Below are 14474 nucleotides of genomic sequence, written 5' to 3'. Positions count from 1 at the left end.
GAACCCATGGGACGAAATCCCGGACGAACGAAGCCGTCAACCTCAGTGCACTTCAAAGTGCGTGGATGTGATTTAGCTCCTCGTTCCGCGGATCTCATCGAGGCCAGTGGTCATGTACCGCATTCAAAGGCCGTACATATGAACGCACCGTCCGCGTGGATAAATCGGTTGAGAAGCACCTTGCACCGCGGGCCGTTCCACATATGAGGTTGTATAGGTTCGAGAACGGATCGGTAGTTGCTATGGGCTTAGACCATGGATCCGCCCACATGCCACTCCAATGATCCATTTGACAAAAGACCTGATGTGAAGGGAATTGAACCTGAGGCCTATCCGTTATCGAAACTGTATATCTCAAGAATGCTCGGGTCTGAAGACTGACGCGTAATTCTCACGCGCTAACGCCACAATGCCGATATTGGAACAGCGGACAAACGCTCCCCGAAAGGGATAACCTTATGGTGGTCATACAAGACCATGCCCGAAACAAACCGTTCTCCGGATGCCTTGGCTAAAATTCGCAATCCCGAAAAATCGGAATTGGAGACGGATGCTGCCGCCTTTATCTCGATACCGACGATCCGCCCCCTTCTATCTTCGATGACGATATCGACTTCGTTCTGCTGCTTGTCACGAAAATGCGAAAACTCGAAGCGGGTTTGCCCGCCGCTGGCGAGTTTAAGGATCTCGGCAAAAACGAAAGTCTCCAGCAATGCCCCGAACTGACCCCTGTCGTCGTGGAGGCGGTCGAGAGAGAGGTCACGAAGGGATGCAAGAAGGCCAGAATCGAGGAAATGTACTTTCGGTGTCTTCGTGAGACGTTTCAGTTTGTTAGAAAACCAGGGTTGTACGGTGCAAGCGAGGAACAGGCTCTCGAAGATACCGACATATTTTTGCGTTGTGATGTGGTTCATCCCAATGGCCGCACCAATCCGGGAATAGTTCACCAGCTGCCCCGAATGCTCTGCCAGAATGCGTAGCAGGCGCGGCATTTGAGCAATCTGCTCGATTTGCGCGACATCACGAACGTCGCGTTGAACGATCGCCTGGATATAATCCGCATACCAGTCCTGTCTACGGCTCAAGGTTTTGCGGCCCAGCGCCTCGGGATATCCACCGGCCAAAACTGCAGCCATAAGGTCGTCTCCGAAGATTGGCTCTCCGGCCTTGGCTTCGTTTCGAAAGGCGTCGCGCAGGAAGCTGCTTCCGGCGGTTCTGATCTCGCTTTGCGCAAGCGGCAGCAATCGAACGACCTCCATGCGCCCTGCGAGCGAGTCTGCCACGCGTGGCAACGTCATGAGATTGGCTGAACCCGTCAGAAGGAAGCGCCCTGGTCGCTGGTCGGTATCCACGCTTTCCTTGATGGCCAACAACAGCTCGGGCGCGCGCTGAATTTCATCGATGATGGCGCGATCCATACCTCTTACAAAGCCAACTGGATCCTCTCGCGCGGCGTCCAGAGTCGTTGCATTATCCAGCGTGTAATACTCCATCCCTTCATTGGCCATCTTCTTGGCCAACGTCGTTTTTCCTGATTGTCTGGGACCGACGATCAGCACGACTCGCGTGTCTGACATGGCGTCGGCAACGCGTTGCTCAGCGAGCCTTGGATACAGCGCCACAACTTCATTCCTTTGATGACTGTTTGAAATTACGGCGATGACCAATTGAAAGTCAACATGTGACTATTTGAAATTTGCATGGCGGCAGATTGAAATGAGAAACCAAAAAGTGGGTGGCATGTTAGATGGCGGCATGGGGCCACAGCCCACGCAGGCGCCGCTGAACCTTTCGCTGACTGGTCGCCGGAACTGGCCTAGCTGATCCTCAATGGAGGGGTATCTGCTCAGAAGCGAAGCGAACGCAAATTTGTGCATATTGCTCGAGATCAAGAACCTGAAGCTCGCTTACGCAGCACCCCGATCCTGATCGGCGTCGATCTTTCGGTGAAACGAAGCATCGCGTCGATTGCTCCGTCGATGCAACCTATGAACTCTGGACCCAGGTCGATTCCGAGCGCAGCGGCTTCGTCTTCGGTGGAGCCCCCAAGACAGCCGGCAATTCAATCCCCGACCTCATCGCACTTGGCGGTAGCAATGATGGGCGCACGCCAATCCGTGGATTGATTACATCAGGCGCAGCTCCGGGTGAATACAACCCCATCCTGGCCGTCATTCAGTCATTGGCAATTGCTGGCAGCTTCGACCGCCCGGCCGTCACCATCGGCGCGGAGGCTGGCCAGGGTCCTGGCATCGACGTCGTCGTCGGAACGAGAACAGTGATCGCTCCCGCGCTCGGCGCGAACAGGGCCGCAAGCCTGAAGGACGGCATCAGTGTTCTCGCCGACGGTGCCAACAACCGAAAGACTCTGGTGATCACCGGCCAGACCGCGGCCGACGTCGACGCTGCCGTCGCCGAGTTCCAGCGGTCAGGTGAACAGCAGCGAAACGACGGCACGCCGCAGGGCTTACGGGCGCTTGCTAACGCCAAGGGTCGAGCGCTGACGCCGAACTCCATCGTGCCGCTCCAGAACCTCGGTTTCATTGCTCAGCCGTTCTCGGGTCGCCTCTACAAGGAGCGTGTCAACTTCTCGATGCCATCAGACTTCCACCCCGGCGACTATGGCTCGATGGTCCTCCACCTCAACGCCCAATATGCCGCCAACCTGTCCCGCGACGCCGAGTTGATCCTTCGGGCCAACGGGGAAACGGTTGCGGACATCACGCTTGGCGCAAGCCCCACTGGCTTGATCGACGATCAGCGGCTGCCGATCCCGCTCGGCAAGTTGCGTCCTGGTGAAAACACCATCGAGTTCGAAGCGCGGCTGCCGACGGCGGCAGACACTGTCTGCGATCCCATCACCGGGACAAACGAGGACCGCGCCCGCCTGTCGATCCACGGATCGAGCTTCCTCGAAACCCCGTCCTTTGCCCGCGTTGGTCGCTATCCCGACCTCGCAGCGCTTGTCTCAGGCGCATCGTTCAGCGACCGCACGGATACGGAAAACACCTCGGTCTATGTGCCGGGCCTCAATGCGGCTTCGCTCGACGCGGCTGGTTCCTTCCTTGCCAAGATGGCCTACTCCTCCGGACACGTCCTGCCAGTCGATGTCACCACGGCGGTTCCGGCTGCAACTCGGCGCCGTGTTATGGCCTTCGGCAGCTTCGGCAAGGTGCCTGCCGAAATTCAGACCGAAGCACCTTCGGTACGCAGAAACTCGGTCGCCGCAATTCTATTCCGGTTGTCTTCGTGCTAAGAGCCGCTCCTAGCACCGACGACGATGGGAACTGAGAACCTCTCACTCGAGACGACCCTCGCTTGCGCCGTGCCCGAATATCGGCCCGCCAAATTCCAGTCCCAACGTCACTCGTATTGGCATTCATTCGCCAGCATCAGCGGAACCGATAGCCAGAGCGATTAAGCTCATTGGGCCTTGTGAAAACCAAACCGCGCATTCCAAATCGGAAGTTTACCACTGGGGCAGTAGGTCTCCACCAATAGGCTCTTAGCGTCTTTGCATTTTCTGTTTGGATCTATCAGAACATCTATTACATCTGCGCAGGCGCGTGGACTTGCGAAACTTGTGCCAAACTCCGATCCTAAATACGCTAGATGGGCCATCAAAGGGACCTCCAGCCCCCCATTTGCCGTGTCGTATTCGGCAGCCGGGCCTCGGGAAGACCCCTTCCAAACGTTTCCGTTTCTGTCGAGGCCGGCGACACTGAGAACAGCGGGATCGCTCGCAGGAACGATTACGTTTCCTTGGGCACCGCCTTCAATGAAGTTGGTCGCGGCCGTCAACGGGTCCGCCTCAGCTACCACAATCCAGCCGTTCACGGCTGTCCGGGTCGTTGCTGGTGCGTTCTGCGCCTGAAGCCGCAGCTTGATGTCTAGGACTGGCAAAGCAGCCTTGTTTGTCGATGTGATTGCAAACGAGATGCAGTTTAAACTATTGTGACAACGTGCTCCAAATAGCGACTGCATTATCATTGTTGTAGGAAGCCCTGTGGGGGTCACCGACAAAGTACCAAGAGCTGATGAATCGATCCGCAAGGTAGCGTGATTTGTACGAGTGCCGACATTATTGGTAACGTCGGTTTCCCATATGTCGACGTCGATAGACATACTGATCCCAGCGGAGTCCTCCCACCAGAATTCGACCAGCATCTCCTCACAAAGTGAGCCGGTCCTAATACTAAGATAATCCGGCTCGTCTCCCTCCAGCGTGCATTTCGCGGAGTGACCCGCGCCACCTTCGTTGCCGGCCGCAACCACTAGATACCGATCATTTTTTGTCAACTTTGCTGCAATGTATTCTTCCAAAGGAGATTCGCCATTGTGTGGTCCGACGTGTGTTCCGAGTGACAGATTTACGGCAACTGGAAGGCCGTCCGCGTCGAGTTGCGTTTTCAACGCTTCGATGGCGGTCAAGATCTCGGGCGAGCATGCTTGATCGAATGCGGACAAGCCGGTGCCTATGAATGCGGTTGGCGGTCGCACCAACGCGCAACTCACCGTCGTTTTGTCCAGCTTGGAGTTTTTGTCCAGGCGCTCCAGAAGAACGGATAGGACCTTCTCAGCGTGACCGGACAGCTTTATGTCATTGGTGACGGCATGTCGTAGCTTGTTGCCATAATCGTCGGGCTGGCAGCCTATGTCTTCCTCCCCCAGATCAACGATCGCTGCGGCCACCGTCGCCGCTGACAGTGTTGCGGCATGTTGAAACAAGCTTCTGCAGGTCTGATCATGTGGCGAACCGGAGCCGAGTTCGAAGAGGGGCGTGCCGATATCCAGTAGTTCCTCGGTGGGATCCAAGTGGTGAAATTGAGTGAAATAGCCGACGAGCCTGTCCAAACGGAAGCGTCCCCAAAAGACAGAAAATGGATCTAGTTGGTCAAACCTAAAGCTCTGTGACCCGATTTCCTCGTTGGAGAAATACTCTTTCATTAGCGAGATCGGTTGGCGCGTCCGTGCAACCACTGGAATAGTTGTGCGCGAACATTTCACCTTGCCCGCGATTGCATTTAGTTTGTCAGCTATGTCTTTGGCGGTCACATAGCTTGTCGGATTGGAAGACCAAGGCATCTCCCTATCGAAGCTGTGGAACATGATCGATACCAGGCTCGGACTGAACATTTGGGCGTTCCCTAGCCAGCCAATTACTCTTCGCCACGAAGCGTGAAATTGCGCTCTTGGAAAAACCAGAGCTCCCCGCGTCGCTCCGCCATGTTGTCGGACGAGAGTTTTTCCATGGTAGTTGTGATCCAGTTCGGCTGCTCGATCACCTGCAGTGCCTGTGCCGCTTTGGCTTCGGTCATGCCGAGATGCCAGGCGAACTGGAATAGCTTGGGATCACGCACGAACTTTTCAACGTTTTGCTTCAGCGTCGCCTCAGTAACCCCATTGGGCGATTGTGCTAGCATCACATAGGTTATGTAGTTGATTGCCGACAGTTGTTGTACCAGCGCAGCGACGACCGTTTTCACAGCAGCAACGGCTTCTACACCTATGCCCAGCCATGTGACCGGGTCAAAAGTGGTGTGAGCGGCCGCAAGTACCTTCACCGCAACACTTCCCGTTTCCCAGGTGGCTTGCAGAGCCTTTATAAGGTTGATACGAAGATTGATTCCAAGGAAAGGTGCCTTAGCCGCGGAGGGCGACGCCGGAATTTTCTGCGCTGCCTCTTTCCAGATCTCGCGGATCCGCGCGCCTTCGCTGCTCTTTGAGAATTCAACCTGTTCCCCCGGCATTGCCAAGCCCTCCAGATCCTTCCACAATTTCAAATCTGTTATTAATATTAGAACTAGCTAATAATTAAACTGAAGTCCACGACTTTAGATTGCTCGAAAGGAAAAACGTCCATGACGCGGCAGCGCGGGCTGGACGTCAAACCAGCTGTCAGCGCATGAACGTTGTCTCGGCCTGGGCGATGATTGAGTAGTTGCTCAGCCCTCAATTCTCTTGTGTCCCGCAACGCAGTGGGGTTTCCCTTCGACAAACGCCCGTCCCGAATTGCCAATAAGGAGTATCGAGTTCGCCCATCAGATAGCCAAGAACATCAAGGTGGACCGGTTCCCGCATGACCCGAATGGGGCAAGGCGGGCCCGGTTTATTTCTCGCGGATCGCCTTTGAGACGCGGTCGCGGATCGGCTGCCACAGATACGGGCGAACGTCCTGCTCGAGGTTGCAATGAACACCTCGGCAGGCATTCCCAGCACGAGCCGAACGCCGTCCTCGTCGCTATTCCTGCGATGTCAAAGCCTACTCATTCTCCGCGAAGCTCACCATATCTGACCTGACTAGATGCCCTGCGCTCACGACGCGATATGAGGGTTTGGCCGGGATATACTGAAGTGTCCTGAGCGGCGATTTAAGTTCTTCTGCAGGTGTTTCACGGCGAATGGCACGCCTGGAGGGGTCGGGCACAGGCACTGCATGGATGAGTCTTCGGGTATATGGATGCTGAGCGTTTTCGAAGATGGCGGATCTCGGTCCAATCTCGACGATTTCGCCGAGATACATCACCGCCACCCGGTGGCTAACTCTCTCCACGATAGCCATGTCGTGTGAGATGAACAGGAATGAGAGGCCAAGCTTCGCCTGCAGTTCCAGCAAGAGATTCACGACCTGTGCCTTCACCGACACGTCGAGTGCAGAGACGGACTCGTCAGCAATAATGAGCTTGGGTTCCAGAGCAAGCGCCCTGGCGATCGAAATGCGCTGTCGTTGGCCTCCAGAGAACTCATGCGGAAACCGCTCTGCCATATCGGGTGAGAGCCCAACCTGCGATAGCAGTTCGGCCACCCTCGCCTTCGATTGCAGCCGGTTACCAAGGCCATGAGCAAGGTAGGGTTCAGCAATTGCATCACCGATCCGCATTCGGGGATTGAGGCTTGCATATGGATCCTGAAAAATCATTTGGATGCTTCGGCGAATGCTCCGCATCTCTTGCTTGCCAAGTGTAGAAACGTCCTGTCCCTCAAACAGGATTGCCCCCGATGTCGGCTTCACCAACCCGATGATGGAGCGACCGGTCGTTGATTTACCGCAGCCGGACTCCCCGACAAGCGACAGGGTTTCGCCCGGTCGTATCGAAAAGGAGACATCTTCCACTGCATGCACGCGCCCTGAAAGTCGCCCGAAGGAACCGGAGTGAATATCGAAACGCGTTGACAAGCTGGATACTTCCAGGAGCGCGCGATGTTCATGAGAAACGGTAGTAACCACGGTGGACTGGGGCGTTTGAATTCCGCTTTCCATATCAATAATCGGGAACTTTAGAGGTTCTGTATGTCCACGCATTGCTCCTAATCGAGGAACCGAGGCGAGAAGAGAGCGCGTATAGGCGTGATTTGGAATGTTGAAAACCTGCTCGGTCTGGCCGGACTCCACGCACTGGCCCCTGTACATGACGATCGTTTGATCAGCCATCTCAGCAACGACGCCCATATCGTGCGTGATAAACAGCACCGACATCCCGTCTTCGTCCTGCAACGATTTTATGAGGTCGAGCACCTGTCCCTGTATGGTAACGTCAAGTGCTGTTGTCGGCTCGTCAGCGATGAGCAGTCTCGGGCGGCTCGCAAGGGCCATGGCGATAACGACACGTTGCCGCATGCCTCCGGAGAACTGGTGTGGAAATTCGCTGTAACGACTTGCCGCGGCTGGAATGCGGACCTTATCCATCAGTCGCAGGGCCTCGGTCTTGGCTTCTGCATACGACATGGATTTGTTGTGACACAGCAAGGCCTCCGAAATCTGGTCTCCGATGGTGAAAATCGGATTGAGGCTTGTCATCGGCTCCTGGAACACCATTGCAGCGTCCCGACCGCGGACCTGCCGCATCTGGCGGTCAGTGAGCGATAGAATATCGGTGCCACCGAGGACGATGTTCCCCTCGATACGGCAGGATTGCTTGGGCAAAAGTCGCATGATTGACAGCGATGTGACGCTCTTGCCGGATCCGGACTCACCGACGATTGCGAGCGTTTCCTTCGGAGCAATCTGGAAAGAGACATCCTGGACGACGGGTTTCCAACGTCCCTCAACCAGGAATGAGGTTGTAAGATTGGAGACGGAAAGAACCGATTGCTCAGCGGCGATCTGGCGCGACGTTGCGAGTGCGATCATGATGTCTTTTCCTTCGATCAACTCTGGCTGCTACGGGTTATTTGCAAGAGGAAGTCAACGACTGCCCTGACTTTCGCCGGCGTCCGGCGATGGGCCGGGAAGACAATGGATATCGGATCAGCCTCGATCTCGAAATCTTCGAGCATCGGGATCAACGCGCCGTTATTGATGTCATCGCGAAAGATCCACCAGGTCGCCTGAGAAATTCCGAGACCGGCGACTGCCGCTTCACGCAGAATGTCCCCGCTATCAGTGACCAGTTTTCCGGCCACTCGGATGACCTGGTCTTGGCCATCGAGTCCGCGAAAATGCCAGTTGGCACCAAAGCCTCCGACTATGCAGTTGTGCTGCTGGAGATCGGTTGGGGATTGTGGCATACCGTGTCGCGCAAGGTAGCGTGGCGATGCAACGGTCTTTTGGGAGCCACGCACGAGGATCCGGTTAATCAATCGGGAGTCGGCAAGGCGACCGGAATGAACAACCAGATCGTATCCGCCGTCAATTGGATTGGCAGTCTGGTGTTTGAGACACAAATCTAGCGTTACTTCCGGATAACGCTCGTAGAAGGATTCAAGCGCAGGGATTACGGTCCTCCGCCCAAAGGATGGCGGTAAGGCGACACGGACGCTACCGCGCGGCTGAAGGTTCTTCTCGCGCGCCGCATTCTCGGCCGTTTCGAGATCTTGGAGGATATCACGACAACGTTCATAGAATTCCGCGCCGGTCTCGGTGAGATGCATTCGCCGTGTTGTCCGATGAAGTAGCTGTAGTCCAAGCCCTTCCTCGAGGCGTGTTACGCTCTTCGTCACCGCAGATGTGGTCAGGGAGAGCGCACGAGCCGCCGCCGTGAAGCTGCCGAGTTCGGCCACGCGGGCGAATGCCAAAATATCCTGGAACTTGTTCACGATGCCGTCACGTTCCCTGCCTATTTATGTTGCGCACCGCATAAAAACCCGTCATTCAGCAGCAAGTCGACTGGTTTCCCGACCAATACGCGGACAGCATAGCAATTGATGTGCCGTGGGAAGCCTAAAAATGCGCTGCGGCACCTTGATTGTGGGAAAATGATTTTTTCCAAAATGCCGTATTCTCCTAATTCGATACTCTGAAAGACTTAGGACATAAGAGCCCGCAAGCGGCCAAGGGAACATGCCGATAGGAACCCGCTTTGTCCTCGATGTATTTCAGAAATGCATTATGCCTTACACAGGACTCAGGTGCCTGGGTCGCAAAACGGCATTCAATCGAAATTCGCGATGGAACAATCTCCGCGCTCGAGGTTGATGAAGACCGGGTATCGAACTCCGACAAAATGGAGATGATTGATGCATCAGGGATGCTCGTTGTTCCCGGCTTCGTCAATGCGCATTCTCATTCACCAGATAACCTGGTTCGCGGGACTGGAGACAACCTGCCACTCGAACTTTGGTCATTGTCGTCGTCAGCGGGTCGTGAAAACCGCAGTTTGAGAGAAGTCTACCTCTCTGTCTTGCTGGGCGCGATCGAGATGATGCGAAACGGCACCACTACCGTACTCGACCACGTTCGAATTTCTCCCGATATCAATGCGGACGCGCTTGATGCGGTCGCGTCGGCTTGGTTGGACAGCGGCATGCGGGCGACGATCGCTCCGATTGTCTCAGACCGCGCCGTTGTAGACACGATGCCCTTTGAGGCAAGGGATTTTGATGGCGTGGACCAGTCGGACTTCGGGACACGCCTGCCCTTGCCAGCCACCGAACAGATTGCGATCGTCGAGGATTTCTACGAGCGATGGCATGGAAGAGGAAATGGCCGGATTCGGGTGGCTATCGGCCCTTCAGCGCCTCAGAGATGCTCCGACAAGTTGTTGGTGCAAGCGGCGGACTTCAGTCTGCGCAAGAATGCTCTCCTTCACATGCACGTGCTGGAGACAGACGTCCAGCGACACATGGGGGACAAGCTCTACCGGAATGGCACGATTTCGCATCTTGCAGACTTGGGGCTTTTGAGCTCGCGCACACACCTCGTCCACTGCATCTGGGTCAACGAAAGCGAAATCGAGACCATTGCGCGCCACGACGCCTGCATCGTCCACAATCCCGTGTCGAACGCGCGGCTTGGCAGTGGCTATTGTAAGCTTCCCGCCATGCTCGATCGGGGAGTCCGGGTCGCCCTGGGAACTGACAGCACCTGCTGCAATGACGGAAGCAGCATGCTCGAAACCATGAAATGGACTGCAATCTTGCACAATCTCGCGTCGACCGATCCGTCCCATTGGATTGGGCCGGACCGCGCCCTGGCAATGGGCACGGCAGGCGGTGCAGACGCAATTGGTCTCGGCGACAACATCGGCAGAATAGCGAAAGGCCTTTCAGCCGACCTCACGCTTTACCGTCTTGCCTCACCATCTTTCGTCCCACTTAGGGAGCCTGTCCGTCAGCTAGTGCTGTCAGAGACGGGAATGTCTCATGGCCTGACCCTGTGTCACGGCCGCGTCCTCGCAAGAGATGGTCGGGCGACAGTCATCGATGAGAGGGCGGTCTGGCAGGAAGCCGAAGACCTGGCTGCCCGTCGCAAGCGCGACAATGCCAGCGTCTACGAATCTGCCAACAAACTTGAGAGGCCGATCATGCGCATGCGCGCTCGGCTGATCGGAGGATGCGCATGTCACTAGAATGGACCAATAACCCTATCCGCTTCTTCCAGCACCTTTTGCGGGAGTCGGATGCCAAAAACCTTGATGTCAAGTCCCTGATCTCGGAGGTGACAGAGGTCGGCGCTGGCGGCTACATTGCCATGGGCGGTGGCTTCTCGGCCTGGTATCCGACGGCGCGGACTTCCCAGACGATCAATCCCTATCTGGAGTTTGATTTCTTGGGCACCGTGATCGATGCCGCCAAGCAGAATGACATCCGAGTCCTGGTTCGGATGGATATCTCAAAGGGACGCGCGGGGATGGACAGCAACCATCCAGACTGGTTCGTCAGGCGAGAAGACGGCAGTGTTTCGAAGGTATGGGATATGCCCCAGATCTGTGCGACGGGTCCTTTCTGGCAGGATGAGGTATTCGCCATTCTCGATGAGATCATCACCCGTTATCCCCTACTCGACGGCTTCTTCTTCAACTACCTCCATGTCCCACGCTGTTTTTGTTCGCGTTGCGTCAAAATCGTGTGGGACTCGACAGGTGGTTCCGTTCCAAGCTCAGGTGTTCGTATAGTCGGATACGAGCGTTGGCGGCAAAACTTTCTCGCTGACCACATGGCAGGGGTTAGGAGGTTTATCCGTGCGCGGCACCAAAGTGCTGCGCTCGTGCCCTATCACCATGTGCATGACGGTTGGGACATCCGACGGATGGCTGAAATCTCTGACGTTATTAGTTCGCAGGTGTCAAACCCGGTCATTCCAAATCCTGTTGATCCGCAGCCGATGTGGAATTTTTGGGCTGCGGAGGAAGCCTTGACCGCCAAAGCCCTGAAGGCTGAGACCGCGCCAATTCTCATACAGACGAGCTCCGAGGTCTTTGCGAGCCGCCAAACCTCAATGCCATCGGCTCGTCTGGTCCATAACCTCATCCAGGCGGCTGCCCACGGGGCAAACACTGCGCCGGCAGTGAATGGACTACTCAGTCAGTCAGATACGCGGTTCGTCCCCGCTCTGAGGGATTTCGGTGACTATCAGCTTCGGGCGGAGGAATGGTATCGCGACCTCCAGTCTGCAGCAAAGGTCGCGATCGTCAAATCGGAAGACAGCCGTTTATGGGGACGCGACGACGGGCGCGCGGCCGGTGCGGTTGATGGACGTGGCCATGTCTCCGAGTTTCGCGGGCTGTTCGAAATTCTTGCCGATCTTCGATACCCCTGCGATGTCCTCGTCGCTGGCAACTTGGACCGAAAGAAGCTTGCCGTTTACGACGCAATCGTCCTGCCCGCGGTCGAGGCGCTATCGCAAGATGATGCAGAACTGATCGATGCTTTCGTTGCAGCTGGCGGGCAGATCTTCGTTACGGCCGATACAGGCCGAACTGACGACAACGGCAGAGCGAAAGTGACCGCGGCACTGAACTGCCTCCCAAGCCTGCCGGGTGATGCGCTTGATGTAACAGGCGCCTATTTCAATCTCGACGCGCCGCAGATTTCTCAGGCGTTCGGCGGGATTCCACATATTGCAGCTGCGGGCGACTTCTGGCCGGTCGATTTGGTGCATGACAGCGATTGCCTTCGGCTGATTGGGCCCTATGCGAATAACGCACCTGAATTCACGGTTGTCGAAGGTCCCGGGAAAGCACCAGGCGTGATTGCGAGACGATTTGGGAAGGGTAGAGCAACCTGGCTGCCTTGGCGCATCGGGTCGTTGTATCACCAATTCTCCATGCCGGAATATCGAACTCTGTTTGCGGCTCTGGCAGAACCGGCCATAGGGGAGCCCCCGGTGAAGACATCGGGATCATCGGCTGTTGAGACAATCCTTTATCGTCGCGGTGAAACGGACATTCTTCATCTTTTAAACGGTGCGGCTGCCCGGCAGAAAGTTCTGACGGAACTTACGCCGCTGGCTGGCTTCGACGTGGCAGTTACGACTGGTGCGCGCCGCGCCGTCCAGATCGGCGACGGTCGCGAAGTCCCTTCGAGGCGGAATGGAGACCAACTGGTACTTCACATCGATCGCCTTGAGGGCTTCATGGCGATTGCACTCCTTCCGTCCGGTTCCTAGCCAAGGCCAAAGCGACACCGAAGATCGCAGCCAATTCCGAGATAATAACCAAGACCAAAATGAGGTGAACCATGAACAAGATACTGAGACGAACCTTTCTGACAGCAGCACTTGCGACGACATCGCTGGCGATCGCTCCTTTTCCAGTGGCTGCTCAAGAAGCTGATACGCTTGTCGTTGCGCAACCGGCCGACGCCTATTCGATGGACCCTGCCAAGCATTCTGCCTTTCCGACCGCAAACATTCTCTTCCAGATTTATGATGGGCTCGTTACGCAGGGCGACGACGGCCAGATGGCTCCCGCTCTGGCGAAATCGTGGACCAACCCCGATCCATTGACTTGGCGCTTCAAACTTCGCGAGGGCGTTAAGTTTCAAAATGGCGAACCCTTCAATGCCGAGGCAGTAAAGTTCACATTCGACCGTGCGCTCGATCCGAAGTTCAAGGCCCCGTACTATTCGCGTATTTCGGCGATCAAATCCGTTGTGGTCGTCGACGACTACACGGTAGACTTCAAGACTGCAAAGCCGTTCCCGACGATGCTCCTATCGCTCTATGAGGCTTCTTTTGCGGCGCTTATTGTGCCTCCGAAGCATACCCAGGAGAATGGCGGCAACGCCCTCGCGACGACCCCCGTCGGAACCGGCCCCTATAAATTTGTCAAATGGCTGAAGGACGAAGAGGTCGAACTCGAGGCGAACCCCGACTACTGGGGTGGCAAGCCAAAGATCGCCAAAGTGGTTTTCCGCCCCATAAAGGAAACCCGCACCCGTATAGCTGAACTCACAAGTGGTGGGGTCGGTCTTGCTGCCGATATCCCTCCCGAGGATGTCCCGTCACTCTCCAGCGGCGATACCAAGATTGAGACCGTCCCAAGCGACTTTCTATATTTTCTCGCTTTCGACACAACGCGCGATACCCCTCTCAAGGACAAGAGGGTTCGGCAGGCAATTAACTATGCGGTTGACGTCGATGCGATCCAGCAGGCGCTCCTGAATAGCATGGGCAATCGCATTGCGCTGACACTGCCCGCCAATGGCTTTGCCTACAATCCAGACTGGAAGCCCTATCCCTACGACCCGGACAAGGCCAAGAAACTGCTTGCCGAAGCCGGCTACCCGGATGGTTTCACGATCCCGCTAATGACGCGAAAGGGACGCTTCCTCAAAGACGCCGAGATCGTGGAAGCAACAGCTGGATTCCTCGCCAAGGTCGGGATCAAGGCCGAGATCAAATATCTCGAGCCGGGTGTCTGGGGTCAGATCTCCGAGAAAAAGGGCCGAGAGGGCATTACGTTCCCGGGTTGGAGCGGACGCGACCCCAACCTCGTTTGGGATCCGCTCCTCAAGACCGGCCAGTATCAAAGCTACTTCAGCAATCCCGAGCTGGACGCTTTGCTGGATCAGGGCGCCTCGACAATCAATCCCGAAGAGCGCAAGTCGATCTACGAGAAGGCCGCCGTGATCATCAAGGATGAAGCTCCGCACCTGCCCATGATCCAGCCGCCGCTGATTTATGGGCTCAGTGCAAACCTGAACTGGAAGCCGCGCACCGACAGCATCATCGACCTGCGCAAGGCCAGCTTCCAATAATGATAACCGCCATGGCTGGAAATGAACCAGCCATGGCGACCCGTCAAGCACAAGGG

The 14474-nt window shown here is 56.1% G+C and carries 8 protein-coding genes and 1 pseudogene; 4 read left to right on the top strand and 5 right to left on the bottom strand.

All coding sequences use genetic code 11. The features are described from left to right. Positions 1-398 precede the first annotated feature (398 nt). Positions 399-1622 (bottom strand): ATP-binding protein, encoded by a 1224-nt coding sequence (locus FHX16_RS29670; RefSeq protein ID WP_183865041.1) that lies wholly within the window; start codon positions 1620-1622, stop codon positions 399-401. 347 nt (positions 1623-1969) lie between these two features. On the opposite strand from FHX16_RS29670, the pseudogene FHX16_RS29665 reads away from it, so the two are divergent. After that, a pseudogene (locus FHX16_RS29665) lies at positions 1970-3256 on the top strand (cellulose biosynthesis cyclic di-GMP-binding regulatory protein BcsB); the annotation flags it as partial. Between the two features lie 167 nt (positions 3257-3423). Here the strand turns inward: FHX16_RS29665 and FHX16_RS29660 are convergent. The 4 genes from FHX16_RS29660 to FHX16_RS29645 all read right to left on the bottom strand — a co-directional run bounded on the left by FHX16_RS29660 (position 3424) and on the right by FHX16_RS29645 (position 9036). Then, on the bottom strand, positions 3424-5136 hold the full coding sequence (locus FHX16_RS29660; protein ID WP_259131878.1) for a hypothetical protein: 1713 nt from the start codon (positions 5134-5136) through the stop codon (positions 3424-3426). A gap of 23 nt (positions 5137-5159) precedes the next feature. Continuing rightward, on the bottom strand, positions 5160-5750 hold the full coding sequence (locus FHX16_RS29655; protein ID WP_183865039.1) for a hypothetical protein: 591 nt from the start codon (positions 5748-5750) through the stop codon (positions 5160-5162). Between the two features lie 512 nt (positions 5751-6262). Further along, a complete protein-coding gene (locus FHX16_RS29650) occupies positions 6263-8128 on the bottom strand; it encodes an ABC transporter ATP-binding protein (protein ID WP_405049339.1) in 1866 nt (621 codons plus the stop codon). A 20-nt stretch (positions 8129-8148) separates the two neighbouring features. Beyond that, positions 8149-9036, bottom strand: coding sequence for a LysR family transcriptional regulator (locus FHX16_RS29645; RefSeq protein WP_259131874.1), 888 nt, complete (start codon positions 9034-9036; stop codon positions 8149-8151). A gap of 413 nt (positions 9037-9449) precedes the next feature. Here FHX16_RS29645 and FHX16_RS29640 point away from each other — a divergent pair, with 413 nt between their 5' ends. The 3 genes from FHX16_RS29640 to FHX16_RS29630 all read left to right on the top strand — a co-directional run bounded on the left by FHX16_RS29640 (position 9450) and on the right by FHX16_RS29630 (position 14418). Beyond that, positions 9450-10787, top strand: coding sequence for an amidohydrolase family protein (locus tag FHX16_RS29640; RefSeq protein WP_259131872.1), 1338 nt, complete (start codon positions 9450-9452; stop codon positions 10785-10787). Next, entirely contained in the window at positions 10778-12826 is a 2049-nt protein-coding gene (locus FHX16_RS29635; RefSeq protein WP_259131870.1) for an alpha-amylase family protein, read from the top strand. Before FHX16_RS29640 ends, FHX16_RS29635 begins: the two co-directional genes overlap by 10 nt. 71 nt (positions 12827-12897) lie before the next feature. Further along, entirely contained in the window at positions 12898-14418 is a 1521-nt protein-coding gene (locus FHX16_RS29630; protein ID WP_259131868.1) for an ABC transporter substrate-binding protein, read from the top strand. Positions 14419-14474 lie beyond the last annotated feature (56 nt).

Origin of the sequence: Rhizobium sp. BK661, assembly GCF_024808825.1 — a bacterium.
Lineage (GTDB): Bacteria > Pseudomonadota > Alphaproteobacteria > Rhizobiales > Rhizobiaceae > Rhizobium.
Note: the sequence above shows the minus strand (reverse complement) of the source record. Positions and strands in the feature narration are given on the sequence as shown.